This window comes from Sphingomonas sp. (assembly GCF_036402235.1).
Classification (GTDB): domain Bacteria; phylum Pseudomonadota; class Alphaproteobacteria; order Sphingomonadales; family Sphingomonadaceae; genus Sphingomonas.
Window position 1 is genome coordinate 99780 of sequence record NZ_DASWTG010000019.1, and the last position, 25849, is coordinate 125628.

General features: G+C 67.3%; 24 protein-coding genes. 7 read left to right on the forward strand and 17 right to left on the reverse strand.

All coding sequences use genetic code 11. The features are described from left to right. Positions 1 to 54: 54 nt before the first annotated feature. The 6 genes from rseP to pyrH all read right to left on the reverse strand — a co-directional run bounded on the left by rseP (position 55) and on the right by pyrH (position 5268). The gene (rseP, locus tag VGD28_RS03615) at positions 55 to 1188 is read right to left on the reverse strand and encodes an RIP metalloprotease RseP (RefSeq protein ID WP_331026958.1); all 1134 of its coding nucleotides are present in this window, start codon (positions 1186 to 1188) and stop codon (positions 55 to 57) included. Next, entirely contained in the window at positions 1185 to 2342 is a 1158-nt protein-coding gene (locus tag VGD28_RS03620) for a 1-deoxy-D-xylulose-5-phosphate reductoisomerase (RefSeq protein ID WP_331026959.1), read from the reverse strand. Before VGD28_RS03620 ends, rseP begins: the two co-directional genes overlap by 4 nt. Continuing rightward, positions 2339 to 3118: a phosphatidate cytidylyltransferase gene (locus tag VGD28_RS03625; RefSeq protein ID WP_331026960.1), complete on the reverse strand. Its 780-nt coding sequence runs from the start codon at positions 3116 to 3118 to the stop codon at positions 2339 to 2341. The genes VGD28_RS03620 and VGD28_RS03625 overlap by 4 nt, the downstream gene beginning before the upstream one ends. Beyond that, positions 3115 to 3846 carry an isoprenyl transferase gene (locus tag VGD28_RS03630; protein ID WP_331026961.1) on the reverse strand — a complete coding sequence of 244 codons (732 nt, stop codon included), beginning with the start codon at positions 3844 to 3846 and terminating at the stop codon, positions 3115 to 3117. The genes VGD28_RS03625 and VGD28_RS03630 overlap by 4 nt, the downstream gene beginning before the upstream one ends. Before the next feature lie 119 nt (positions 3847 to 3965). Then, positions 3966 to 4523, reverse strand: coding sequence for a ribosome recycling factor (gene frr, locus VGD28_RS03635; protein ID WP_331026962.1), 558 nt, complete (start codon positions 4521 to 4523; stop codon positions 3966 to 3968). A 13-nt stretch (positions 4524 to 4536) separates the two neighbouring features. Further along, complete coding sequence (pyrH, locus tag VGD28_RS03640; RefSeq protein ID WP_331026963.1) at positions 4537 to 5268, reverse strand: UMP kinase; 732 nt, start codon at positions 5266 to 5268, stop codon at positions 4537 to 4539. Positions 5269 to 5389: 121 nt separating this feature from the next. On the opposite strand from pyrH, the gene VGD28_RS03645 reads away from it, so the two are divergent. Then, positions 5390 to 5575 carry a hypothetical protein gene (locus tag VGD28_RS03645; protein WP_331026964.1) on the forward strand — a complete coding sequence of 62 codons (186 nt, stop codon included), beginning with the start codon at positions 5390 to 5392 and terminating at the stop codon, positions 5573 to 5575. Between the two features lie 61 nt (positions 5576 to 5636). On the opposite strand, the gene tsf is transcribed toward VGD28_RS03645, so the two are convergent. Together tsf and rpsB are read right to left on the reverse strand one after the other, a co-directional pair. Beyond that, on the reverse strand, positions 5637 to 6566 hold the full coding sequence (tsf, locus tag VGD28_RS03650) for a translation elongation factor Ts (protein WP_331026965.1): 930 nt from the start codon (positions 6564 to 6566) through the stop codon (positions 5637 to 5639). A 99-nt stretch (positions 6567 to 6665) separates the two neighbouring features. Continuing rightward, positions 6666 to 7487: a 30S ribosomal protein S2 gene (gene rpsB, locus VGD28_RS03655; protein ID WP_331026966.1), complete on the reverse strand. Its 822-nt coding sequence runs from the start codon at positions 7485 to 7487 to the stop codon at positions 6666 to 6668. Between the two features lie 253 nt (positions 7488 to 7740). Here rpsB and VGD28_RS03660 point away from each other — a divergent pair, with 253 nt between their 5' ends. Next, the gene (locus VGD28_RS03660; protein WP_331026967.1) at positions 7741 to 8886 is read left to right on the forward strand and encodes an acyltransferase; all 1146 of its coding nucleotides are present in this window, start codon (positions 7741 to 7743) and stop codon (positions 8884 to 8886) included. Between the two features lie 159 nt (positions 8887 to 9045). After that, positions 9046 to 9264, forward strand: a complete 219-nt coding sequence (locus VGD28_RS03665; protein WP_331026968.1) for a hypothetical protein — start codon at positions 9046 to 9048, stop codon at positions 9262 to 9264. A gap of 145 nt (positions 9265 to 9409) precedes the next feature. On the opposite strand, the gene VGD28_RS03670 is transcribed toward VGD28_RS03665, so the two are convergent. Together VGD28_RS03670 and VGD28_RS03675 are read right to left on the reverse strand one after the other, a co-directional pair. Continuing rightward, positions 9410 to 10162, reverse strand: coding sequence for a phosphatidylcholine/phosphatidylserine synthase (locus VGD28_RS03670; protein ID WP_331026969.1), 753 nt, complete (start codon positions 10160 to 10162; stop codon positions 9410 to 9412). Beyond that, on the reverse strand, positions 10159 to 10890 hold the full coding sequence (locus VGD28_RS03675) for a phosphatidylserine decarboxylase (RefSeq protein ID WP_331026970.1): 732 nt from the start codon (positions 10888 to 10890) through the stop codon (positions 10159 to 10161). Before VGD28_RS03675 ends, VGD28_RS03670 begins: the two co-directional genes overlap by 4 nt. Before the next feature lie 285 nt (positions 10891 to 11175). Here VGD28_RS03675 and VGD28_RS03680 point away from each other — a divergent pair, with 285 nt between their 5' ends. From VGD28_RS03680 to VGD28_RS03690, 3 genes are read left to right on the forward strand one after another with little or no spacing between them, the layout of a single operon-like run. Further along, entirely contained in the window at positions 11176 to 12399 is a 1224-nt protein-coding gene (locus VGD28_RS03680) for an NADP-dependent isocitrate dehydrogenase (protein WP_331026971.1), read from the forward strand. Positions 12400 to 12406: 7 nt separating this feature from the next. After that, complete coding sequence (locus tag VGD28_RS03685; RefSeq protein WP_331026972.1) at positions 12407 to 13324, forward strand: hypothetical protein; 918 nt, start codon at positions 12407 to 12409, stop codon at positions 13322 to 13324. 54 nt (positions 13325 to 13378) lie between these two features. Continuing rightward, positions 13379 to 15157: a cation:proton antiporter gene (locus tag VGD28_RS03690; RefSeq protein WP_331026973.1), complete on the forward strand. Its 1779-nt coding sequence runs from the start codon at positions 13379 to 13381 to the stop codon at positions 15155 to 15157. On the opposite strand, the gene VGD28_RS03695 is transcribed toward VGD28_RS03690, so the two are convergent. The 4 genes from VGD28_RS03695 to VGD28_RS03710 all read right to left on the reverse strand — a co-directional run bounded on the left by VGD28_RS03695 (position 15154) and on the right by VGD28_RS03710 (position 21721). After that, complete coding sequence (locus VGD28_RS03695) at positions 15154 to 16971, reverse strand: DUF885 domain-containing protein (protein ID WP_331027051.1); 1818 nt, start codon at positions 16969 to 16971, stop codon at positions 15154 to 15156. The two genes, VGD28_RS03690 and VGD28_RS03695, sit on opposite strands and share 4 nt — an antisense overlap. A 28-nt stretch (positions 16972 to 16999) precedes the next feature. Then, positions 17000 to 17167, reverse strand: coding sequence for a hypothetical protein (locus VGD28_RS03700; RefSeq protein WP_331026974.1), 168 nt, complete (start codon positions 17165 to 17167; stop codon positions 17000 to 17002). A gap of 184 nt (positions 17168 to 17351) precedes the next feature. Then, entirely contained in the window at positions 17352 to 20012 is a 2661-nt protein-coding gene (gene alaS, locus VGD28_RS03705) for an alanine--tRNA ligase (RefSeq protein ID WP_331026975.1), read from the reverse strand. Between the two features lie 452 nt (positions 20013 to 20464). Continuing rightward, positions 20465 to 21721 carry a Xaa-Pro peptidase family protein gene (locus VGD28_RS03710; RefSeq protein WP_331026976.1) on the reverse strand — a complete coding sequence of 419 codons (1257 nt, stop codon included), beginning with the start codon at positions 21719 to 21721 and terminating at the stop codon, positions 20465 to 20467. A 72-nt stretch (positions 21722 to 21793) separates the two neighbouring features. Between VGD28_RS03710 and VGD28_RS03715 the strand changes: the two genes are divergently transcribed. Then, complete coding sequence (locus tag VGD28_RS03715) at positions 21794 to 23206, forward strand: dicarboxylate/amino acid:cation symporter (RefSeq protein WP_331026977.1); 1413 nt, start codon at positions 21794 to 21796, stop codon at positions 23204 to 23206. Here VGD28_RS03715 and VGD28_RS03720 read toward each other — a convergent pair. From VGD28_RS03720 to recA, 3 genes are all read right to left on the reverse strand, one after another. Continuing rightward, positions 23197 to 23838: a glutathione S-transferase gene (locus VGD28_RS03720; RefSeq protein WP_331026978.1), complete on the reverse strand. Its 642-nt coding sequence runs from the start codon at positions 23836 to 23838 to the stop codon at positions 23197 to 23199. The genes VGD28_RS03715 and VGD28_RS03720 overlap by 10 nt on opposite strands. Before the next feature lie 101 nt (positions 23839 to 23939). After that, a complete protein-coding gene (locus VGD28_RS03725) occupies positions 23940 to 24455 on the reverse strand; it encodes an FKBP-type peptidyl-prolyl cis-trans isomerase (RefSeq protein WP_331026979.1) in 516 nt (171 codons plus the stop codon). A gap of 250 nt (positions 24456 to 24705) precedes the next feature. Beyond that, the gene (gene recA, locus VGD28_RS03730; RefSeq protein ID WP_331026980.1) at positions 24706 to 25785 is read right to left on the reverse strand and encodes a recombinase RecA; all 1080 of its coding nucleotides are present in this window, start codon (positions 25783 to 25785) and stop codon (positions 24706 to 24708) included. Positions 25786 to 25849 lie beyond the last annotated feature (64 nt).

The following is a 25849-nucleotide window of genomic DNA, read 5'->3' on the forward strand; positions in this document are numbered from 1 at the left end:
GAGTTGTTCTGGCCGAAACGCGGGCCGACGGCGAACCGCCCTGCCCGAACCGCGTCAGCCGATCAACCCGGCCAGATTTCTCCACACGCCAAAGGCGCCCAGATCGTTGAACGTCACCAGCAGCATCAGCGCCAGGATCGCCACCATCCCGCCGCGGAACGCCCACTCCATCACCTCCGGCCCGACGGGTTTCCGCCGCACCGCCTCGATCGCATAGAACAGAAGATGGCCGCCATCCAGCACCGGGACTGGCAACAGGTTAATGAATCCCAGATTAATCGAGATGAGCGCGATCAGGAACACGAACTCGGTCGGTCCCAGTGCGAAACGCTCGCCCGAGACCTGGGCGATTCGCAGCGGCCCGCCAAGCTCCTCCACAGAGCGGCGGCCGGTGATGATCTGCCCCAGGCCGTCGAGCGTGCTCTCGATCACCTCGCCGGTCATGCGGATCCCTGAGGGAATCGCCTCCAGGATGCCCACGCGAACGTGAACCGGCGCTCCCGGTGCGACGCCGAGCTGCCCCATGCGATATGCGTTGCCGAACCTGTCCTGCTCGGTCCGCACGCCGATCCGCGCCGGAAGCGCGATGCGCGATCCGTCACGCTCCACCGCAAGTTCCACCGTCTCGTCCGGGCGCATCACGATGTAGCGGCGCAAGTCGTTGAACGACTCCATCCCCCGGCCGTCGATCGCGACGATCCGGTCGCCCTCGCGCAGCCCGGCCGCAGCCGCAGCACTTTGCGGCGCGATGCCGGCCACCACCGCCGGCGTGCGGTTCTCGCCATAGCTCGCCGCGAACGCCGCGAGGATCAGGATCGCCACGACGAAGTTGGTCACCGGCCCCGCCGCGACCACGATCGCGCGCTGCCACACCGGCTTGGCCTGGAAGGTGCGCGCGCGCTCGGCGGCAGGCAGCGCCAGCCATTCGGGGCTGGGTTGCCCCGCCGGGTTCATGTCGCCGGCGAACTTCACATAGCCGCCCAAGGGCAGCCAGCCGAACTTCCACCGCGTGCCGCGCTTGTCGGTAAACCCTGCGATCTCGCGCCCGAACCCGATCGAGAAGGCGTCCGCCTTGATCCCGAACAGCCGTCCGGCGGCATAGTGGCCCAGCTCATGCACGAAGACGAGCGGCCCGATCACCAGCAGGAAGGCAATGATGTAGAAGAAGAAACCGGGATTTTCGGTCAAATGACGCAGTCCTTCACACGCTCGCCCGCGATTGCCCGCGCCTCCGCATCGATCGCAAGCAGCTGATCGAGCGTTTCCGGCGCGGCCGGATCATAGCGCTCCAGCGTATCCGAGACGATTGCGGCAATTTCAAGAAAGCCGATGCGCCGTGCCAGGAATGCGGCCACCGCCACCTCATTGGCCGCATTCAGCACCGCGGGCCGCGCCCCGCCCGCCGCCAGCGCCGCGCGCGCAAGGCGGAGACACGGGAATCGGTCATAGTCCGGCGCCTCGAAATCGAGCCGCCCGATCGTCGTGAGATCGAGCCGCTGGCACGGCGTCTCCATCCGCCGCGGCCAGGCCAGCGCATGGGCGATCGGCACCCGCATATCGGGCGAGCCGAGCTGGGCCAGCATCGATCCGTCGGCATATTCCACCAGCGAATGGATCACCGACTGGCGGTGCACGATCACGTCGAGCTGGTCGGGCGCCACCGGGAACAGGTGGAACGCCTCGATCAGCTCCAGCCCCTTGTTCATCAGCGTAGCCGAATCGACGCTGATCTTGGCGCCCATCGACCAGTTGGGATGCGCCACCGCCTGCTCCGGCGTGATCCCGCGCATCTCGTCCAGCGAGCGCTCGCGGAAGGGTCCGCCGCTCGCGGTCAGGATGATCTTTGAGACCTTGTCTGCGTTATCCGCCTCAAGGCACTGGAATATCGCATTATGCTCCGAATCGACCGGCAGCAGGGTCGCACCCCGCTCGGCTACGGCGCGCATCACGACTTCGCCGGCTGAAACCAGCGATTCCTTGTTGGCCAGCGCCACGGTCTTGCCGCCCTCGATCGCCGCCATCACCGGCTTGAGGCCTGCGGTGCCGACGATCGCCGCCATCGTCCAGTCGGCGCCCATCCGCGCCGCGTCGCATATCGCGTCCGCGCCGCCCGCCGCTTCGATGCCGCTTCCCTCGAGCGCTTCGCCAAGTGCGGGCAGGCAGCTCTCGTCCGCCACCACCGCAAGTTTCGCCTTCACGCGCCGCGCTGCCGCCGCCAGCCCCTCGGCGTCGCAATTGGCCGTGAGCGCCAGAACCTCGAACTCGTCCGGCGCCCGCCCGATCAGATCGAGCGTCGAGGTGCCGACCGATCCGGTCGCGCCCAGGATGGTGACGCGTCTCATCGAACCGCCAGCACCAGCAGCGCGGCGACCGGCGCCACCGGCACCAATCCGTCGAGCCGGTCGAGCACGCCGCCATGGCCGGGCAGCAAATCGCCCGAATCCTTGACCCCGGCGCGCCGCTTGAGCCAGCTCTCATAGAGATCGCCCGCCTGCGCCAGCACCGCCAGCACCGGCGTCGCCGCCGCCAGCCGCCAGTCAAGCCCCAGGATGATCATGATCGCCGCGAACAGCCCCGCTCCGGCCACGCCGCCGATCAGCCCTGCCCAGGTCTTGTTGGGGCTGATCGCGGGCATCAGCTTTGGCCCGCCGAACGTCCGCCCCGCAAAATACGCCCCGATGTCGCACGCCCAGACCAGCGCCATCGCCCAGAAGGCGAGCAGCAGGCCGTCGTCCGCCTCACGCAGCACCAGCAGCGCCAGCACCGGCAGCCCGACATAGACCGCCCCCGCCCCCAGCATCCCGTTGCGCGTCACCGCGGCGATGAAGAACATCGCACCCAATACCAGGCCGAACGCCAGGAACCCGGGTCCCGCCGCGACCGGCGCCATGATCGCCAGCGGCACCGTCAGCGCGTATTGCGCGATCTTCCTCTGCCCGGGTGCCGCATCGTGCAGCCCGCCCCATTCGTGGATCATGATGATCGCGGCGACCGCCGTCAGCAGCCAGAAGGCGAAGCCGCCCAGCCACAGCGCCGCCGCGGCCACGGCGATCAGCAGCACGCCCACCAGCGTGCGCACCGGCAGGTCGGCATTCTTCCGTGGCGGAATGTGCGTCACAACCCTCCGAACCGCCGCTGCCGCTTGCCGAACTGCGCGATCGCGTCGGCCAGCGCGGCGCCGTCGAAATCGGGCCACAGCGTATCGACGAACAGCAGCTCGGCATAGGCCGCCTGCCACAGCAGGAAGTTGGACAGGCGCTGCTCGCCCGATGTGCGGATCAGCAGGTCGAGCGGGGGCAGGCCGTGGGTGGTCAGCGCATCGCCGAACATCGCCTCGTCGATCCGGTCCGGCTCGAGCTTCCCTGCCCTGGCCGCTGCCGCCAGCCGCCGCGCCGCCGCGACGATCTCGGCCTGCGCGCCATAGTTGAGCGCGATCACCAGCGTCGCGCCGGTGTTGACTGCGGTGCGCGCGATCGCGTCGTCGATCATCGCCGCCAGGTCGCCCGACAGCGCATGATAGTCGCCGATCACGCGCAGCCGCACATTCTCTGCGACGAGGTCGCGCAGCTCGTTCTTGAGGAAATGGCGCAGCAGACCCATCAGGTCGCGCACCTCTTCCTCCGGCCGCCGCCAGTTCTCGGACGAGAAGGCGTAGAGCGTCAGCACCTCGATGCCCAGCTCGCGCGCCGCCCTGGACACGCGCTTGACCGCGTCCACGCCCTGCTTGTGCCCGGCAAGCCGCGGCAGCCGCCGGGCCTTCGCCCAGCGCCCGTTGCCGTCCATGATGATCGCGACGTGGCGGGGAACGGGGGTGCCGCCGGATTCTGGGGCCGGATTGGAGGCCATCGCTATGCCCTACCGTTCGCCCTGAGCTTGTCGAAGGGCTGTCTTTCTCTTCGGGCCGAAGAAGGACAGTGCTTCGACAGGCTCAGCACGAACGGTTGAAATGTTGATCCAAATCAACCTCACTTGCCCAGGATTTCCTTTTCCTTCGCCGCCGCCGCCGCATCGATGTCGGCGATGGTCGCGTCGGTCAGCTTCTGGACCTCGGCCTCGTGGCGCTTGCGCTCGTCCTCGCCGAACTCGCCCTTCTTCTCGTCGGCCTTGAGGTTGTCCATGCCGTCGCGGCGCACGTTGCGCGCGGCGATGCGGGCGTTCTCGGCATATTTGCTGGCGAGCTTGGCGAGCTCCTTGCGGCGCTCCTCGGTCAGGTCGGGGATCGGCAGCCGCAGCGTCTGCCCGTCGACGATCGGGTTGAGGCCGAGGCCGGCCGAGCGGATCGCCTTGTCCACCGGGCCGACATTGCTCTTGTCCCACACCTGCACGCTGAGCAGGCGCGGCTCGGGTGCGGAGACGGTGGCGACCTGCACCAGCGGCATCATCGCGCCATAGACCTCGACCGTCACCGGATCGAGCAGCGTGGTGCTCGCGCGGCCGGTGCGCAGACCGGCAAGATCATGTTTCAGCGCCTCGACCGCGCCGTTCATGCGGCGCTCCAGGTCGGCCTTGTCGTAAGCGGCCATGTTCAGCTTCCTCTTATGCGGATTCGGGGTTGTTGCGGACGATCGTGGAGGTGCCCTCGCCGCGCAGCACGGCTTCCAGATTGCCCTCGTCGCGGATGTTGAACACCACGATCGGAATGTCGTTGTCGCGGCACAGCGCCACCGCGGTCGCGTCCATGACCTTCAAATTATCGACCAGCACCCGGTCGAAGCTCAGTTCGTCGTAGCGCGTCGCCGTCGGCACCTTCTTGGGATCGGCATTGTACACGCCGTCGACGCTGGTGCCCTTGAACAGCGCGTCGCAGTTCATCTCGGCCGCGCGCAGCGCCGCGGTGGTGTCGGTGGTGAAGAAAGGAAGCCCCGTGCCCGCCGCGAAGATCACCACGCGGCCCTTCTCCATGTGCCGCATCGCCTTGCGCCGGATATAGGGCTCGGACACGCTCGCCATCGGGATCGCCGACTGGACGCGCGTGTCGACGCCCAGCCTCTCCAGCGTGTTCTGCATCGCCAGCGCGTTCATCACCGTCGCGAGCATGCCCATATAGTCGGCGCTCGCCCGCTCGAAGCCCTGCGCCGCACCGGCGAGCCCGCGGAAGATGTTGCCCCCGCCCACGACCATGCAGATCTCGAACCCCGCCTCGGTCGCCGCCTTCACCTCGCGCGCGACGCGCTCGCAGGTCGCGGGATCGATGCCGAACTGGCCCTGCCCCATCAGCACTTCGCCGGAAAGCTTGAGCAGGATTCGTTTGAAGCGTGGCGCGGTCATTGGACCCTTGATTCTTGGGGGTTATCGGGAAGCGGCGCGGACCCTAGATGAGCCTCGCGACAGGGACAAGCGGCTGCGCGGGTTTTCGGTTACGATGCCGTTGACCGGAGGCTCGAATCGCATGCCCAGCCACGCCCAACTCGCCGCCAAGCTCCTGCGCGACGCCGCGACCTTCTTTCGCAACGTCGGCGCGCAGAACCCGGCGATCGCCGACGACATGAACGAAAACTCGGCAGTCTATGAGCAGGTCGCCGACCTCATCGAGGCCGATCCGCTGGGCGAGCTGCCGATCGACGAGCTCGATTGATCCACCAAAAAGGGCGCGGCCGCCACAGCGGCCACGCCCCACTCGTTCACTTGCGAGCGACTTAGCGGTTGAGGCCCGCCGTCGCCGCGACTTCCGCGGCGAAATCGCTCTCTTCCTTCTCGATGCCCTCGCCCAGCTGGAAGCGGACATAGTCCTTGAGCACGATCGCCGTGCCCGCGTCCTTGCCTGCCTTGGCGATGACGTCGGCGACCGGGGTCTTGCCGTCCATCACGAACAGCTGGCTCAGCAGCGCGTTCTCCTTGGCGAACTTCTTGACGCCGCCTTCGACCATCTTCTCGATGATGTCGGCCGGCTTGCCGCTCTCGGCCGCCTTCTCCTTGGCGATGGCGCGCTCGCGCTCGAGGATCTCGGGGTCGAGGCCGCTCTCGTCCAGCGCCAGCGGGAAGGCCGCGGCGATGTGCATCGCGATCTGCTTGCCCAGCGGCTCGAGCACGTCGACGCCGGCCTCGCTCTCGAGCGCGACGAGCACGCCGATCTTACCCAGGCCCGGGGCCGCGGCGTTGTGGACGTAGGGGATCACCGCGCCGTTGGTCACTTCGACCTTCTTCGCGCGGCGCAGCACCTGGTTCTCGCCGATGGTCGAGATGTTGTTGGTCAGCACTTCCTCGACGCTGCCGCCCGCGATCTTCGCGGCCTTGAGCGCGTCGACGTCGTCGATGCCCTGCTCGAGCGCGACCGCGGTCACGTCACGGACGAAGCCCTGGAAGATCTCGTTCTTGGCGACGAAGTCGGTCTGCGAGTTGACCTCGACGGCCACGCCCTTGGTGCCCGCGACGGCCACGCCGACCAGGCCCTCAGCCGCGGTGCGGCTCGACTTCTTGGCGGCGGCCGCCAGGCCCTTGGCGCGCAGCCAGTCGGCCGCGGCCTCGATGTCGCCATTGGTTTCCGCAAGCGCCTTCTTGCAGTCCATCATGCCGGCGCCGCTCTTCTCGCGCAGTTCCTTGACGGCTGCTGCAGTGATCTCGGCCATGTCTAGTTCCTCAAGGTTTGAAGCTATGTGCTTGAATATGGTGCGGGCGGGGCAAAGCTGAAACGCCCTGCCCCGCCCCCATTACGTCTGGATGACGGCTCAGGCGTCGATCTGACGCTCGCCCTCGGCCGCCGTCTCCGGCTCGGTCGAGGCGGCCGGGGCTTCCGGCTCGGCAATGGCGGCCTCGACCGGCGGCTCTTCCGCCGCGCCGAAGTCCGCGCCGCTCACGACCTGGGCGTGCTGGTTGCCGCGGGTCGCCGCGATAGCGACGGCTTCGCAGTACAGGCGGATCGCGCGGCTGGCGTCGTCATTCGCCGGGACCGGGAACGCGATGCCGTCGGGCGACACGTTCGAATCGAGGATCGCGACGACCGGGATGCCCAGCGTGTTGGCTTCCTTGATCGCCAGCTCCTCCTTGTTGGCATCGATCACGAACATGATGTCCGGAATGCCGCCCAGGTCGCGGATGCCGCCCAGCGACAGCTCGAGCTTGTCGCGCTCGCGGGTCAGGTTCAGCACTTCCTTCTTGGTCAGGCCGTGCGTGTCGCCCGAAAGCTGCTCCTCGAGCGTCTTGAGGCGCTTGATCGACTGGCTGATCGTCTTCCAGTTGGTGAGCATGCCGCCCAGCCAGCGGTGGTTGACGAAGTGCTGGTTCGACTTGCGCGCCGCCTCGGCGATCGCTTCCTGCGCCTGGCGCTTGGTGCCGACGAACAGCACCTTGCCGCCGGCGGCGACGGTCGACGAGACGAACTCGAGCGCGCGCGCGAACAGCGGCACGGTCTGCGACAGGTCGATGATGTGGACGCCGTTGCGCTCGCCAAAGATGTAGGGCTTCATCTTCGGGTTCCAGCGGTGGGTCTGGTGACCGAAGTGCGCGCCCGATTCGAGCAGCTGCTGCATGGAGACGACGGGTGCCGCCATAGGGATAACTCCTTCCGGTTGATCCTCTGGGAAGCGAGTGATCCCGGACTTGATCCGGGACACCGGGATATGATGCTTCCCATGTGGGGTTGAGGCGGCGCCCTTAGCCGAGGCCGGGACGGATTGCAATGTAGTGCATCGATCGTAAACGCCCGCGCCACAATTGGTATTGCATTACCGATGTAATGGTATTGTATATGTCCCATATCTGGCGCCATGATCACGCTGGCGAGTCAGCATTGGGAGGGGAATCTTGGCGCGTGCAGATGCGGCGCCGGCGAACGTAACTGCGCCGGCCAGGAACCACTATGTCATTCTGGACGGGCTGCGCGGGGTCGCCGCGCTGATGGTCCTGCTGATGCACCTGTTCGAGGGCCATACCGGCGGCGACCTGCACAAGATGATCATCAATCACGGCTATCTCGCGGTGGACTTCTTCTTCCTGCTGTCGGGCTTCGTCGTCGCTTACGCCTATGACGATCGCTGGGGCGGGATGAGCCGGTGGGAATTCTGCAAGCGCCGCCTCGTCCGGCTCCAGCCGATGGTGATCCTCGGCTCGATCATCGGCGCCGCGTTGTTCGTGTTCCAGATCGATCCCTTCTACCCCCTCGCCGCTGGCGCCTCGCTCTGGCAGGTGCTGCTGCTGATGGTGATCGGCTTCGCGCTGATCCCCGTCCCGCCCTCGCTCGACGTGCGCGGCTGGGGCGAGACCTTCCCTCTCAATGGCCCGGCCTGGTCGCTGTTCTTCGAATATTGCGCCAACATCCTCTATGCGATCGGTCTTTACCGGCTGTCGAACCGCTGGCTCGGGCTGCTTGTCGCCATCTTTGGCGCGGCGCTGTTCCACCTTGCGGTGTTCGGCGAGCGCGGCGACCTCGTGGGCGGCTGGACGCTCACCGGCGAAGGGCTGTACATCGGCTTCGTCCGCCTGCTCTTCCCCTTCTTCGCCGGCGTGCTGATGATGCGCCTCGGCATCACGGTCCGCATGAAGGGCGCGTTCTGGGTCAGCGGCCTGCTGCTGATCGTCGCGCTCTCGCTGCCGCGTTTCGGCGGAACCGCGAACCTCTGGATGAACGGTCTCTACGAAGCGTTCTGCGTGCTCGTGATCTTCCCGCTGGTCGTCGCGATCGGCGCGGGGCAGCAGCAGATGGCGGGCGCGCCGCTGCGCATCGCGCGCTTCTTCGGCGACCTCTCCTATCCGCTCTACATCACTCACTATCCGCTGGTGTACATCTACATGGCCTGGGTCGTCACCGATACGCCGACCACCGGCGAAGCCATCCTCGGCGGGATCGCCGTCGCCATCGGCGCGATCGCCATCGCCTATGCCAGCCTCAAGCTCTACGATCTGCCGGTCCGCCGCTGGCTGGGCGCGCGGCTGCTGAAGCGGGGCGCATAGAACGGTACGCGCATGTTCCGGCCGGTCCGCGAGCGGCCGGAGCATGAGAACAAAAAGAGATTGACAGCCGGAACGTGAGTGGAACATAACGTGCCCACACGGCGGACATGGAACATGCGCCGCGCTCAGGCAACCGCTTGAAGCTACCCGGAGGTTCACATGGCCGCACTGCTCGTCGCCCTGCTCTTCACCACCGCGATCGCGGTTTCGGTCTGGTCGATGTGGGTGACGATCGCCCCGCGGCTCGATTATATGCGCGCGTTGCTGGCGGGCGACACGGTCCCGGCCCTCGCTCCGGCAGCGGCCCCGCGCATCCGCACGCTACGTCTCGCCGCGGTCTCGACCATGGGCACCGCTCCGCTACGCGCGGCGGCCTGAATCGGAAATCCTCCCCCGGAGGGGGAGTGGGACCATGCGAAGCATGGTGGAGGGGTAATCTCCCCATGCCAGCCGGTCAGTTGGGGCGACCTGTCTCCGTCACTGCTTACGGATCCCCTCTCACTCCGGAGGGGGAATGAACCGCTTACGCAGTCGCCCGCTCGCTCCGCCGATACGCCCGCACACTGAACGGCAATGTCGCCAGATACCCCACACAAACCACGGTCAGCGTCTGCCACGGCGCGGTGACCAGCGCGGCAAGCAGGATCGCGACCACCACCAGCGCCTCGAACCGCACGTTCCGCCGCAGCCGCAGCGATTTCCACGAATAGGTGGCAAGGCTGGAGACCATCAGCAGGCCGACGAACGCCACCCACGGCGTCACGATCCAGGGCGATCGTGCCAGCTCCTCCCCGCTCCACAACCACACATAGAGCGGCAGCATCGCCAGCGCCGCGCCCGCGGGCGCCGGGATGCCGGTCAGATAGCCTGCCAGCTTGCGCGGCTGCTCGGTATCGATCTGCGCGTTGAACCGCGCCAGGCGCAGCGCGCAGAACACCGCGTACAGCAGCGCCACGATCCACCCCACCTTGGGCACGTGCATCAGCGCCCACAGATACAGGATCAGCGCGGGCGCCACGCCGAACGAGATCGCGTCGGACAGGCTGTCCAGCTCCGCGCCGAACTTGCTCTCGCCGCGCACCATCCGCGCGATCTGGCCGTCGATCCCGTCGAGCGCGGCGGCGAGCATGATCATCAGCACCGCGCGCTCCCAATCCTGCGCGATCGCGAAGCGCACGCCGGTAAGGCCCGAGCACAGCGCCAGCGCGGTGATCGCGTTGGGGGCGATGGTGCGCAGCGGGATGCCGCGCCGCAGGGGCCGCGGCTTCACGCTCACTGGGCGACGCCCTCCGCGGCGATCCCGCCCTTGCGGCCGACCAGCGTCTCGCCCGCGATGCAGCGCTGCCCCAGCGCCACCTGCGGCGCATAATCGTCGGGCAGGAACACGTCGACGCGGCTGCCGAAGCGGATCAGGCCGATCCGCTGGCCCGCAGCGACCATGTCGCCGGGCTTGACGAAGGTGACGATGCGCCGCGCGACCAGGCCCGCGATCTGGGTGAAGCCGACGCGCAGCCCGTCGCGGGTCTCGACCACGAAGTGCTGGCGCTCATTCTCCTCGCTCGCCTTGTCGAGGTCGGCGTTGAGGAACTTGCCGGCGATATAGACGACCTGGCGGATCGTGCCCGCAACGGGGGTGCGGTTGATATGCACGTCGAACACGCTCATGAAGATCGAAACGCGCACCCGCGTCTCTTCGTTCAACCCTTCAGGCCCGGCGATCTCGCGCGGCACCGGCACGCGCTCGATCATCGTGACGAGGCCGTCGGCGGGCGAGACGATCAGCCCCTCCCCCTGCGGCGTCACGCGGATCGGATCGCGGAAGAAGGCGGCGACCCAGATGGTCACGCCTACCAGGAGGAAGCCCAGCTCGTCCCAGATCGCGAACAGGAACAGCAGCGTGACTGCGGCGGAGATCAGGACGTATTTGCGTCCCTCGGGATGCACGGCGGGCCAGCGCCATTTGACCGTGTTCGTGACGAGGGGCGGCTTGTCGAGTGAAGGCATGGGGCGCGCTTTAGCCGGGTTCGCCGCCGCCTGACAATCGCTCGCCGCACTTTGCCTGTGGGCAGCTTGCAATGTTGGATTTCGCCTGCTGTGCTCGCACCGCGAAGGTGCGTGCTCGCTGCCCGCAATGAGATGCCTGCTTGCCGGCCCGAAAAAACATGCGTTTCGCGTCAGCATTGTCAGCTAACTGAACGGATGCGCACAGGAATTGTCGCCACCCTTGATCCCCCCGCCCCTTCCTCCTAGACGCACCGCCGAACCTCCCGAACGAACAGGAAAGCGAGCATGGCGAAGATCAAGGTCAAGAACCCGGTCGTCGAGATCGACGGCGACGAGATGACGCGGATCATCTGGGAATGGATCCGTGAGCGCCTGATCAAGCCGTACCTCGACATCGACCTCAAATATTACGACCTCGGCGTCGAGAAGCGCGACGAGACCAACGACCAGATCACGATCGATGCGGCCAACGCGATCAAGGAGTTCGGCGTCGGCGTGAAGTGCGCCACGATCACCCCGGACGAGCAGCGCGTCGAGGAATTCAACCTCAAGGAGATGTGGAAGTCGCCCAACGGCACGATCCGCAACATCCTGGGCGGCGTGGTCTTCCGCGAGCCGATCGTGATCTCGAACGTGCCCCGCCTGATCCCGGGCTGGACCAAGCCGATCGTCGTCGGCCGCCACGCCTTCGGCGACCAGTATCGTGCGACCGACATCAAGGTCCCCGGCCCTGGCAAGCTGCGCCTCGTCTTCGAGGGTGCCGACGGCCAGGTGATCGACCGTGAGGTGTTCAACTTCCCCGGCTCGGGCGTCGCGATGGCGATGTACAATCTCGACGATTCGATCCGCGACTTCGCCCGCGCCTCGTTCAACTACGGCCTCAACCTCAAGTGGCCGGTGTACCTGTCGACCAAGAACACCATCCTCAAGGCCTATGACGGGCGCTTCAAGGATCTGTTCCAGGAAGTGTTCGACACCGAAGGCTTCAAGGAGAAGTTCGCCGAGGCCGGCATCGTCTATGAGCACCGCCTGATCGACGACATGGTCGCCTCGGCGCTCAAATGGTCGGGCGAGTTCGTCTGGGCCTGCAAGAACTATGACGGCGACGTCCAGTCGGATCAGGTCGCGCAGGGCTTCGGCTCGCTGGGCCTGATGACCTCGGTCCTGCTCTCGCCCGACGGCAAGACGGTCGAGGCCGAGGCGGCGCACGGCACCGTCACCCGCCATTATCGCCAGCACCAGCAGGGCAAGGCGACCTCGACCAACCCGATCGCCTCGATCTTCGCCTGGACCGGCGGCCTCAAGTTCCGCGGCAAGTTCGACGACACGCCCGACGTGGTGAAGTTCGCCGAGACGCTGGAGAAGGTCTGCATCGCCACGGTCGAGAGCGGCAAGATGACCAAGGACCTCGCGCTGCTGATCGGCCCGGATCAGCCGTGGATGACCACCGAGCAGTTCTTCGAGGCGATCCGCGCGAACCTTGAGACTGAAATGGGGACGTGGCAATAAGGCATGAATGGGGGGCTCGACATTCAAGCTGGCCTTTGATCGCCTTCGGGCGGTGATCGGCGCGACCGCGAAGCGCACGCCTGGGCGGACGCTCGCGGTCGCGGTCTCCGCCCTGGGCATCGCCACGGCACTCAAGGAAATGGGCGACGGGGTTTCGATCGCCGGCCAGCCCGCCAGGATCGTCGTCGGCACCGCCATCGTTGCCGTCATCCTCGCGGCGCTCTGGTTCGCCGCCGCTGCGATCCGCGCTTTCGTTCGTCCGGGCGCGGACCCGGTCGGGCTGATCGATCTCGGTAACGATCAGGAACTCGATCCCTATTATTGCCACGTCATCGACACGGTCGAAGGCGCACGCCGCCTGACGCTCGACGTGACCAGCGCCGTCTTCCCCCACAGCAACATCCCGCTCGACGTCGTCGAGGCCGCGCAACAGCACAACAACCGGCGGCTCATCGCGCTCGTTGAGCGCGCCAATGGCCGCACCGTCGGCTGGGCCACCGTATGGCCAGTGACACCCGAAGCGGGCCAAGCGGTGGAGTCCGGGAAGAAGCCGGATGACGAGCTCGTGCTGGCGGACCTGCTTCCCCGGGCGATGAACAAGCGCGCGGAATATATCGTGATCCTTGCCGTGGGATTGCTTCCTTCGCACCGCAACCTGCCCGGCGGAACCTTGCTGCGAACGCTCGGCCGCGCGCTCCTCTGGCACATCCATGACGAGTTCTACGAGGACAAGGCGAGCCGGAAGGCGCTGCGCATCCTGGCGATCGGCGATTCGCCGGCCGGCCGCCGCATGTGCGAACGGCTGGGCCTGACGGCCAACGGCGCGAATGCCCGTTTCGCCAAGGTTGCGGAGCTCAAGCCCGTATACAGTGCCGCGTTCACCCGCCGCGAACTGCTTGCCAAGATCTCGGAAAATTTTCGCTGACCATGCGGTCCCGCGCTCTGGCGGGACCATGGTGCGCAGGATAGGGTCGGTGGCATGGCGCTCGATCTGACCAACCACACCTTCAGCGATACCCTCGTCATCCTGGGGGCGGCCGGGTTGGTCATCCCCGCCTTCGCCCGCTTCCGGATCAGCCCGGTGATCGGCTTCATCCTGGTCGGCGCGCTGGTCGGCCCCGCCGGCCTCGGCCAGCTCGTGCCGCAATTCCCTTGGCTCTACTATCTCACCATCACCGACCCGCACTCGATCGAGCCGTTCGCGGAGTTCGGCATCGTCCTGCTGCTGTTCTCGATCGGCCTCGAGCTTTCGTTCCGCCGGCTATGGTCGATGCGCAAGCTCGTGTTCGGCGTCGGCGCTGCCGAGCTGCTGGGCGCGGGCCTGCTGATCGCCGCGGGGCTTTATGCCCTCGGCCAATACTGGACCGGCGCCTTGGGTCTCGGCCTTGCGCTCGCCCTCTCCTCCACCGCGCTCGTCCTGCCCATCGCCGGCACCACCAGCCCGGTCGGCAAGTCCGCCTTCGCGATGCTGCTGTTCGAGGACCTGGCGCTGGTTCCGATCATCTTCCTGCTCGGCGCACTGGCCCCTGCGGCGGGGGATGCAGGGTTCCGTGAGCTCGCCGTCGTGCTCGGCCGCGGCGCCATCGTGGTCGCCATCCTCTATGTCGGCGGCCGCCTCTATCTGCCGCGCCTGTTCGGTCAGGCGGCGCGCACCAAGTCGCCCGAGCTGTTCCTCGCCGCCAGCCTGCTCGTCGTGATCGTCGCCAGCATGGCGACGACCGCGGTCGGCCTTTCGCCGATCGTCGGCGCGCTGCTCGCCGGCCTGCTCATCGCCGAGACCGAATATCATAGCGAGGTCGAGGTGATCACCGCGCCGTTCAAGGGACTCGCGCTCGGCGTGTTCCTGATCACCGTGGGCATGCGGCTCGACCTGCGCATGGTGGCGAACGATTGGGCGCTGCTCCTCGCCGCGATCCTCGGCGTGATGGCGGTCAAGGTGCTGGTGACGATCGTGCTGCTCAAGCTGTCCGGCGCGCGCACGGGCACCGCGGCGGAGGCGGGCGTGCTGATGGCCAGCCCGTCGGAGACCACGCTGATCGTTCTCGGCGTCGCCGCGACCGCCGGGCTGATCCAGCCCTCGACCGCCGCCTTCTGGACCACCGTCACCGCGATCGGCCTCACCATCACCCCGCTGCTCGCCAAGGCGGGGCGCTTCGCGGCGCGCAAGCTGGAAGAGCGTGATCTCGACGAGGACGCCGCCGCCAATCCGGAGATCACCCCGGGCGGAACCGTCATCATGGGTTTCGGCCGTGTCGGCCGCACCGTCGCCGACATGCTCAAGGCGCACGGCAAGCCCTATATCGCCGTCGATGCCGATATCGACGGCGTCGCCGCCGGGCGGCGCGATGGCTATACGGTGATGTTCGGCGACGTCTCGCGCAGCGAGCTGGTCGACCGGCTCAACCTCGGCCATGCCGATGCGCTGATCCTGACGATGGACGATCCAGTCCTCACCGTCCGGCTCACCCGCCGCGTGCGCAGCTGGGTTCCGACCATCCCGATCATCGCCCGCGCCCGCGACACCGCTCACGCCGCCGAGCTCTACAAGGCCGGCGCGACCGACGCCGTCCCCGAAACGCTCGAAAGCTCGCTCCAGCTCTCCGAGGCGGTGCTCGTCGATCTCGGCGTTGCGGTCGGCCCGGTGATCGCCTCGATCCACGAGAAGCGCGACGAGATGCGCCGGACGATCAAGGAAGCGGCCAATCTCGAGCGCGAACCCCGCTTGCGCCGCACGCGCAGGAAGGAGGCGGAGGCTTAAGCCATCCGCGCCCGCACCACACGCTCCAGCACCGCCAGCGGCATCGCGCCCTTGCGCAGCACCTCATGGAACTGGCGCGGATCCCACTTCGCGCCGGCCTTGGCCTTGGCCTCGTCGCGCAGCTTGACCCACACGGTGTGCCCGATCTTGTAGCTGCACGCCTGGCCCGGCCAGACGGTGTAGCGGTCGATCTCGCCCTGGCTGCGGCCGCGGGCGATGCCGGTGGTGGCGATGAAATAGTCGGTCGCCTTCTCGCGGCTCCAGCGCTTCGCGTGCATGCCGCTGTCGACCACCAGCCGCGTCGCGCGGAACAGCAGCGACTGGAGGTAGCCGACCTGCCCCAGCGGATCGCCCTCGAACATCCCCATCTCGTCGGCGAGCTGCTCGGTGTAGAGCGCCCAGCCCTCGCTGTACCCGCTGAAGCCCCCGCGCCGGCGGATCAGCGGGATGTCGGGCGATTCGAGCGCCAGCATCACCTGCAGATGGTGCCCCGGCACCGCCTCGTGATGCGTCAGCGTGGCAAGCCCGAACTTGGGCCGGTCGAACGTGTCGCGCAGGTTGATGTAGTAGATTCCCGGCCGCGAGCCGTCGAGCGTCGCCGCCTGATAATATCCCCCCGGCGCCCCCGCCTGGATCGACGGCGGCACGCGGCGGACCTCCACCGGCGCCTTGGGCAAGGTCGCGAACTGCTCGGGCAGGCGAGGCTCCATCGCACGGATCTGCTTGTTGAGCTCGGCGAGCAGCGCCGCGCGGCCCTCGTCGGTGTTCGGGAAGAGCTGGTCGGGACGCTCATTCAATGCCACCAGCCGCGCGCCGACCGTGCCCTCGCCGATCCCCTGCGCCTTCAGGATCGCATCGATCCGCGCGCTGATCTCGGCGACCTGCTCTAGACCCAGCCTGTGGATCTCGTCCCCGGTCATCCGCACGGTGGTCGCGGCCTCGGCGGCGGACGCATAATAGGCCTCGCCATCGGGCAGCCGCCACACGCCCGCGTCATGCACCGCCTTGCCGCGCAGCCCGGTGACCAGCGCGCGCTGCCTATCGAGTGCCGGATAGACCTTCTCCGTCACGATCCTCGCGGCTTCCGCTGCCCGCTCGGGCGGCAGGCCGGCGCCCTTGAGCTTGGCCGCAAAGCCCGTCACCAGGCCGGCCTCGGCAGCGGGCTTGTCGCGCAGCGCCGCGAACTGCTTGAGCGTCGTGTCGAGGATATAGTCGGGCGCGAACACGCCGCGCGCCGCATCCGCGCGCTGCCGCTCGGTCTCCTGATCGATCACCGCCGCGAACGCGCCGAGCCGCGCCAGATAGGCATCGGCATCCACGGCATCCTTCACGCGGTGCTGGGTGTCGAGGAAGTCGGGCACCTCGCGATAGGCGCCGCTCAGCTGGCTCAGCCGGAACGGCACGAAGCGCCCGCCGCTGTCGCCATAGCTGAACTGCTCGCGCCCGGCGATGCTGCGCTCGAGCTGATAGGAGACGACGTCCCGGTCGAGCCGCGCATCCTCACCCAGCGTGGCGGGTGCGAACGCCCGCACCGCCGCCAGCTCGCGCTTCGACCGGGCGAGGGCCCGCGCATCGTCAGCCGGCGAGCGCCCTGAAAGCTGCGATTTCAGCGCGGCATTCTTGCCCGTGTCAAGCCCGAGCGAGGTCGCCCCCTCCGGATTCTCCGCCAGCCGCTCGTTGAAGATCGTGTCGAGCAGCGCCCGGAACTTCGCATCCGCCGCCCCGCCCGCAGGCTTCCCCTGGCGGGCGGCGGCGGGCAGCGCAGCAGCCAGCGCCGCAGCGCCGGCCGAACCTACGAACGAACGGCGGCGCATCGGCATCGTAATTCCCCCTGTCTTCGGATCAGTTGTTGAGGGCGGGCACCTGGCGCACGCACGCGGCCAGCGCGGCGCTGGTCGCGCCATCCTGCGCGCGCAGCCGCGCTTCGGCCGCGGCGCCATCGCGCGCGACCTCGGCCTCCACGGCCTTGGCGGTCTTGCCAGCGGCGCGGCCGGCGTCGGAGGCCGCCATGCCCCAGAAGATCGTGTGATCGAACAGCGCCGATTCCTGCGGCGTGCCCTTGCCGATCTTGGCGGCGGCATTGGTCAGCGCGGCGCAGCGCAGCGCCTCGGGATAAGGCGGCGTCTTCCCCTGCGCCGAAACGCCGGGGCCTACGAACAGGACCGCAGCGGCAGCGGCGGTCAGCAGAATACGGTTACGCAGCTTCTTTCTCCTCGGCCAGCGCCCCCTTCACGGCATCGATCGCGGCCGCGGCGTTTCCGCCTTCAGGCCCGCCACCCTGCGCCATGTCCGGGCGCCCTCCGCCGCCCTGCCCGCCCAGCGCGGCAACGCCACGCTTGACGAGCTCGACGGCGTTCAGGCTTCCGGTCAGGTCGTCGGTGACGCCGACCGCAATCGCTGCACGCCCTTCATTTACCGCGACAAAAGCTACCACACCTGAACCGATGCGGCCTTTCGCCTCGTCCACCGCACCGCGCAGCGCCTTGGGATCGAGTCCGTCGAGGATCTGCCCAACGAAATTCACGCCGCCGATCTGCTCCGGCCCGGCAGGCGCCGCCGCGCCACCGCCGCCGCCCAGCGCGAGCGCCTTCTTCGCCTCGGCCAGCTCCTTCTCGAGCTTGCGCCGCTCCTCGACCAGTGCGGCGATCCGCCCCGGCACCTCGTCGGGCGAGGTCTTGAGCGCCGCCGCCGCCTCGCGCAGCTTGGCGTCGCGATCGGCGAGCCACAGCCGCGCCGCCTCGCCGGTCAGCGCCTCGATCCGGCGTACGCCGCTCGACACCGCGCTCTCGCTGACGATCTTGAACACCGCGATATCGCCGGTCGCGCGCACATGCGTGCCGCCGCACAGCTCGACCGAATAGCTTTTGTCCGAAACGCGGCCCATCGAGAGCACGCGAACCTCGTCGCCATATTTCTCGCCGAACAGCGCCAGCGCGCCCGCCGCGACCGCATCGTCCGGAGTCATCAACCGCGTGCTGACCACCTCGTTCGCGCGGATCTCGGCATTCACCTCGGCCTCGATGTCGGCAATCTCCTGCGCGGTCAGCGCCGAGGGGTGCGAGAAGTCGAAGCGCAGGCGATCGGGAGCCACCAGGCTGCCCTTCTGCGTCACATGCCCGCCCAGCCGGTTGCGCAGCGCCGCGTGCAACAGGTGCGTGGCGGAGTGGTTGGCGCGGATCGCATCGCGGCGCGCCACGTCGATCGCCAGCTTCACCGTGTCGCCGACCGCGATCTCGCCGCTCTCGATCACCGCCTGATGAGCGTGCAGGCGGCCCAGCGGCTTGCTGGTGTCGCTCACAATCGCCTTCACCTTGTCGCCGCTGATGACGCCGGCATCGCCCATCTGGCCGCCGCTCTCGCCATAGAAGGGCGTCTGGTTGGTCAGGATGACGACCTCATCGCCCTGCCCGGCCCGATCGACGCGCGCACCGCCCTTGACGATCGCCACTACCTGGCCCTCGCCATCCACAGCCGTGTAGCCGGTGAACTCGGTGCCGCCCAATTCCTCGGCGATGTCGAACCAGACATCGTCCGAAGCCTTGGCGCCGCTGCCCTTCCACGCCGCGCGCGCGGCTGCCTTCTGCTGCGCCATCGCCGCGTCGAAGCCTTCGCGGTCGACGGTCATGCCGTGCGGGCGCAGCGCGTCCTCGGTCAGGTCATAGGGGAAGCCATAGGTGTCGTAGAGCTTGAACGCGGTCTCGCCGGGCAGCGTATCGCCCTCGCCCATGCCCGTGGTCGCCTCGTCGAGCAGCTTGAGGCCGTTCGCCAGCGTCTGGCGGAAACGGGTCTCTTCCTGCAGCAGCGTCGCCTCGATCAGCGGCTGCGCGCGCACCAGCTCGGGATAGGCGCCGCCCATCTCGGCGACCAGCGCCGGCACCATCCGGTGCATCAGCGGATCCTTGGCGCCCAGGATGTGCGCGTGGCGCATCGCGCGGCGCATGATGCGGCGGAGCACATAGCCGCGGCCCTCGTTCGCCGGCAGCACGCCGTCCGCAACCAGGAAGCCCGACGAGCGCAAATGATCGGCGATCACGCGATGGCTCGCCTGATGCTCGCCGGTGGTCGCGGCACCCGTCAGCGCGCCGCTCTCGGCGATCAGCGCCTTGAACGTGTCGGTATCGTAATTGTCGTGCACGCCCTGCAGCACCGCCGCGACGCGCTCCAGCCCCATGCCGGTGTCGATGCTTGGGCGGGGCAGTTCGCCGACGATCTCGTCATTCTCCTGCAGATACTGCATGAAGACGAGGTTCCAGATCTCGACGAAGCGGTCGCCATCCTCCTCCGGCGATCCCGGCGGGCCGCCCCAGATATGGTCGCCATGATCATAGAAGATCTCGGAGCACGGCCCGCACGGCCCGTCCGATCCCATCGCCCAGAAATTGTCCTTGGTGGCGATGCGGATGATGCGTTCCTCGGGCAGCCCCGCGATCTTCTTCCACAGGTCGAACGCCTGGTCGTCGGTGTGATAGACGGTGGCGGTCAGCTTATCGGGCGACAGGCCCCATTCCTTGGTCAGCAGCGTCCACGCATGGGTGATCGCCTGCTCCTTGAAATAGTCCCCGAAGCTGAAATTGCCGAGCATCTCGAAGAAGGTGTGGTGCCGCGCGGTGTAGCCGACATTGTCGAGGTCATTGTGCTTGCCGCCCGCCCGCACGCACTTCTGGCTGCTCGCCGCGGTCGAATAGGGCCGCGTCTCCAGCCCGGTGAACACGTTCTTGAACGGCACCATGCCCGCATTGACGAACATCAGCGTCGGGTCGTTGTGCGGCACCAGCGGCGCGGACTGGACGCGCGCATGCCCCTGGCCCTCGAAATAGTCCAGGAAGCTGCGGCGGATATCGTTGGTCGAGGTCATCGCGCCGACTTAGGGGCGCGCGGCGCTTCGCTCAAGCGAAACGGTGCGATCAGGGTGATCGGGGCACAGGCGCCTGACCGGTTGCAATGTTGGATTTCGTCTGCTTGCCTCGATCAAGGATCGACACTTGGTTCAATCCTCCCCCGCCAGGGGGAGGATTCGTTCGAACCGTAAATGTCGATCCAGCCCAGCCATTCAAATGGCCGCTCTTTGACCCGTCGATCATCCAGTTGTGGCGCGTGACAGCCGCCCGCGTGGCGCGTGGTGTTGCACAAGTGGCGCGTGACTGGCGCGTTGGTGTAGCGCGGCCGGCGCTTCACAGACGCGTTGGTGGCGCGTTGGTGGCGCGTCGCTGGTGCTTCACCGCCGCGTCGCTGTCAGGCTCCTCTCCATGGGCAGCGTGAAAACCCGCTTTCTCCGTCAACTTTGTAAACCGCCTGTCACTGTGCCCGTCACCCGATCGGTTCCTCGATCGACTTGGGCGGCACGCTGAACCATTTCGGTCCGCTTGGCGTCATGTGGAAGCAATCCTCCAGCCGCACCCCGAACTTGCCCGGCAGATAAATCCCCGGCTCGTTCGAGAAGCACATGCCCGCAGCCAGCTTCACCGTCTCGCCGCGAACCAGGTTGATCGGCTCGTGCCCGTCCATCCCGATGCCGTGGCCGGTCCGGTGCGACAGCCCCGGCAGCTTGTAGTCCGGCCCATAGCCGAGCGATTCGTAGTAGCGCCGCACCGCGTCATCCACCGCGCCTGCGGGCGTCCCGATCCGCGCTGCGGCAAAGGCCACGTCCTGTCCCTTGCGCATCTCACCCCACACCTTGCGCTGCTCCACGGTCGGCTCGCCATGGACGAAGGTGCGGCTGATATCGCTTTCATAGCCATGGACGCGCGCGCCGCAGTCCATCAGCACCACCTCTCCCCTCGCTACCTTCTGCGGCTTGCCGGTGCCGTGCGGATAGGCCGATGCCTCGCCCAGCAGGATCAGGTTGAACGCCACCTCCCCGCCCAGCTTGCGCGTCGCGGCGGTCATCAGCGCGGCAATGTCCTGCGGCGTCATCCCGGCCTCGACCCGCGGATGCGTCCAGCGATAGGCGGCCATGGTCACATCCGCCGCCTTCTGCATCAGCGCGATCTCGGCCGGCGTCTTGATCATCCGGCATCCGCGCACGACCGAATTGGCGGAGACGATCAGCCGCGCGTCGCCGATTGCCTCGGCAAGTCCAACCACCGCGAAGTGCCGCACCGTTTCCTCGATCCCGATCCGGTGGTTGGCCAGCCCGCGCTCACGCAGCCAGCCTGCGATCACCGCGAACGGGCTCTCATGCTCCTGCCACACCCGAATTTGCGCCGGAATGCTGAGCGATTCGCGCACTGACGGCTCCTCGAAGAACGGCGTAACGATAATCGGCTCGCCCTCGACCGGGATCACCGCTGCGGTCAGCCGTTCGCTGCGCCCCCAGCGCACGCCGGTGAAATAGAACAGGCTCGATCCCGGCTCGATCAGCACCGCGCCGATCCCGTTCGCCTTCATCAGCGCCTGGGCACGAGCGAGGCGAGCGCTGCGCTCCTCCGGGCCGATCGGGACCGCGTCCGCGGTGATGCTGGTCAGCGCGGAAAGGTCCGGTTCGGCGGCGCGCAACAAGCGGGCATGCGCAGCGAAGGGCGTGGTGGCGGCTGCTGCGAGCAGCGATCGGCGGGACAAGATCATGGTCGCGATCGATACGGCCCTTGACCCGCGCGCCGCAATCCCCTGTCTAGGCGCCGCAACGAGGGGAGCCCGATGGCCAAGAAACTGACGACATTCATCCTGATCGCGCTCGTCGCAGGCGCGATCCTGGGCCTGGGGCTGCATTACGGCATCCATTATATCTTCGACCACGGCGTCCGCATCTTCGGCTTCGACCTCCGCCATATCTTCAGCGTTGATTCGGCGGGCGCCGAGGCCGAGCTCAAGACGCTCGCTGGCTATTTCTCGATCATCACCACGATCTTCCTGCGGCTGATCAAGATGATCATCGCCCCGCTGGTGTTCGCAACCCTCGTCGCCGGCATCGCGCACATGGGCGACACCGCGGCGCTGGGCCGCGTCGGCGGCCGTGCGGTTGGCTGGTTCATCTGCGCCAGCCTCGTCTCGCTCACCCTCGGCCTGATCCTCGTCAACCTGTTCCAGCCCGGCGTCGGTCTCAACTTCCCGCTGCCGCCGGTCGATGCGGCGAGCGGGGTCGAAAAGGCCGCGTTCAACCTCAAGGACTTCTTCACCCACGTCTTCCCCGCCTCCGGGATCGAGGCGATGGCGAAGAACGAGATCCTTCAGATCGTGATCTTCTCGCTGTTCATCGGCGTCGCGATCACCGCCGTTGGCGAGAAGGCGAAGCCGCTGGTCAGCGCGATCGAGGCGCTGGTCCATGTGATGCTCCAGGTGACCAACTACGTCATGCGCTTCGCGCCCGTCGCGGTGTTCGCTGCAGTGGCGGGAACGCTGGCCGAGCGCGGCCCGGCGATCATCGGCAACCTCGCCTATTTCATGGGCACCTTCTACCTCGCGATGTTCCTGCTCTGGGCGGTGCTGATCGGGGTGTGCTTCCTGATCGTCGGGAAGCGCACCGGCCTGCTGGTCCGCTACATCCGCGATCCGCTGCTCCTCGCCTTCTCGACCGCCTCGTCCGAAGCCGCTTACCCCCGCACGCTGGAAGCGCTCGACCGGTTCGGCGTGCCGCCGCGCATCGCCAGCTTCGTGCTGCCGCTGGGCTACAGCTTCAACCTCGACGGCTCGATGATCTACATGACCTTCGCGACGATCTTCATCGCACAGGCCTATGGCATCGACCTGACGCTGGGGCAGGAGATCACCATGCTGCTGGTGCTGATGATCACCAGCAAGGGCATCGCCGGCGTGCCGCGCGCCAGCCTGGTCGTCATCGCTGCGACGCTCGGCTTCTTCGACATCCCCGAGGCCGGACTGCTGCTGATCCTCGGCATCGACCATTTCCTCGACATGGGCCGCTCGGCGACCAATGTTGTCGGCAACGCGGTCGCCAGCGCGGTGGTCGCGAAATGGGAAGGCGGGCGCCTCGATCCGATCGAGCCTGCCGATATCGAACCGCCGCACGCCCCCACCGGCGGCGGACCTGCGGTGGACGAGCAGAGCTTCAGCGAATTCGGCAAGCCGCCGGCGGGCGGCACTCAAGCATAGGCATACGGCCCACCCGCGGCGAGCGCGGCCTGATAGGCAGGCCGCGCATGGACCTTCGCCAGCCATCCGATCGTCGCCGGGCGCGAGGCATCGAGTCCCGCCCGGCTACGCGCGGCCTCGAGCGGGAAGCTCATCATCACGTCGGCCGCGGTGAAATCATCCCCCGCAAACCAGTCGTTCGCGGCGAGATGGGCCTCGACATAATCGAGATGCACATCGATCATCGGCTGGATCTTCTTCTGTGCGGCCTTGCCCAGGAACGGCACGCGGCCGAGCACCAACTTGACCAGGAGCGGCGGCATCAGTGAACCCTCGGCATAATGGAGGAAATGGCGGTAGCGCAGCACCGCATCACGATGCGCGGGCGGGCCGAGCCGGCCATCGGCCTTCTCGACCAGATATTCGACGATCGCTCCCGTTTCCGCGACTGTCCTGCCCAGCCCGCCATCCGCTTCGTCGTCCACGATCACCGGTGACTTGCCCAGCGGATGCACGGCACGCAGTTCGGGCGGCGCCAGCATCGTCGCCTTGTTCCGCTCGTAGCGCGTGATCGCGTAAGGCAGCCTCAGCTCTTCGAGCAGCCACAGCACCCGCTGCGATCGCGAATTCTCCAGATGGTGGACGGTGATCATCGGCCGGTCTTCCTCGCTGACTTTCGCTGAGCCTGCGCCGTCACCGCGCGGATGGCCAGCATCAAATCAGGGCATCGGTGGTGAGATCGCGCCGGCTGGGCTCAGGAACCCGCGATCGGATCGATGCCGATCAGCTCGACCGTGAACAGCAGCGTCGCGCGGCCGGGGATCGGCCCTCTCCCGTTGGGCCCATAGGCCAGCTCTTGCGGAATGGCGAACTCGAACTTGTCGCCGACGCCCATCAGCTGGACGCCCTCTTGCCATCCGCGGATGACGCGATTGAGCGGGAAGGCGGCTGGCGTGCCGCGCTTGATCGAGCTGTCGAACTCGGCACCGTCGCTGAAGGTGCCGGCATAGTGCACCGTCACACGATCGACCGGTCCGGGCCGCTGGCCGCTGCCGTCGCCGGCGATGCGGCGCCAGCGCAGGCCGCTCGCGGTGACCTGCCAACCATTCCCGCCATGCCGCTCCGCCAGCGCAAGCATCTGCCGGTTCTGCCAGGCCACGTCCTGCGACAGATCAGCCTGCGGGGCATCCTGAGCGGTTGCGACACTGACATCCGCCGCAATGATGCAGCCCAACGCCGCCAGAAGCGATTTCGATACCCCCCGCACCACGTCCACTCTCCTTCTCTTCGCGAGCCCTCGGCCTGCATCGCTATCCGATCGCTGCGGCGTTCCCAAGCCGAAAGGCCCGGCGCGTGGGGCGCCGGACCTTCCGATGGGAACCAGTCCCGTGACCGCTGCCGCTCATCCCGATACGGCCCGGCCCAATGCTGTACTCGCCTGCTTCCCGGCTGCGTCGTGTCCGCCGAACTTGACGAAGTTACGCGGAACGCCCTGGAAACTGTCGGCTTCGTCGGTTCCGTCAGCCGTCGAGATCGTCTTCCTCGGCATCCGGCCCGGTCATCATCTCTTCGGCGACCTGTGCGGTGCGGTTGCGGATCGCGGTTTCGAGCCGCGCGCAAACCTCAGGGTTCTCCTTGAGGAAGGTCTTGGCGTTCTCGCGCCCCTGGCCGATGCGGATGCTGTCATAGCTGAACCATGCGCCGGACTTCTCGACCAGCCCGGCCTTGACGCCGAGGTCGAGGATCTCGCCGATCTTCGAGATGCCCTCGCCATACATGATGTCGAATTCGACCTGCTTGAACGGCGGGGCGACCTTGTTCTTCACGACCTTCACGCGGGTCGAGTTGCCGATCACATCGTCGCGATCCTTGATCGCGCCGGTGCGGCGGATATCGAGACGGACCGAGGCGTAGAACTTCAGCGCGTTGCCGCCCGTCGTCGTCTCCGGGTTGCCGTACATCACGCCGATCTTCATGCGCAGCTGGTTGATGAAGATCACCATGCAGCGCGAGCGGCTGATCGAGCCGGTGAGCTTGCGCAGCGACTGCGACATCAGGCGCGCCTGCAGGCCGACATGGCTGTCGCCCATCTCGCCCTCGATCTCAGCGCGGGGAACCAGCGCGGCGACCGAATCGACCACCAGCACGTCGATCGCGTTCGAGCGCACCAGCGTATCGGTGATCTCGAGCGCCTGCTCGCCGGTGTCCGGCTGGGACACGATCAGCTCGTCGATGTTGACGCCCAGCTTCTTGGCATAGACCGGGTCGAGCGCATGCTCGGCATCGACGAACGCGGCGACGCCGCCATTCTTCTGCGCCTCGGCGATGACGTGCAGCGCCAGCGTGGTCTTGCCCGAGCTTTCCGGCCCATAGACCTCGATCACGCGGCCGCGCGGCAGACCGCCGACGCCGAGCGCGATGTCGAGCCCGAGCGAGCCGGTCGAGATCGCCTCGACCTGCATCGTCTCCTTCGAGCCCAGCTTCATCGCCGAGCCCTTGCCGAACGCGCGGTCGATCTGCGCGAGTGCGGCGTCGAGCGCCTTCTGCTTGTCCGAAGAAATCGCCATGTTTCCGTCGATCACCTTGAGGGAAGCTGCCATCCGAAGTCTCCGTCGCTAGAGGCTTTGCGCCCCGTCTTCAACATGCCTGTCGTCACGTTCCTGT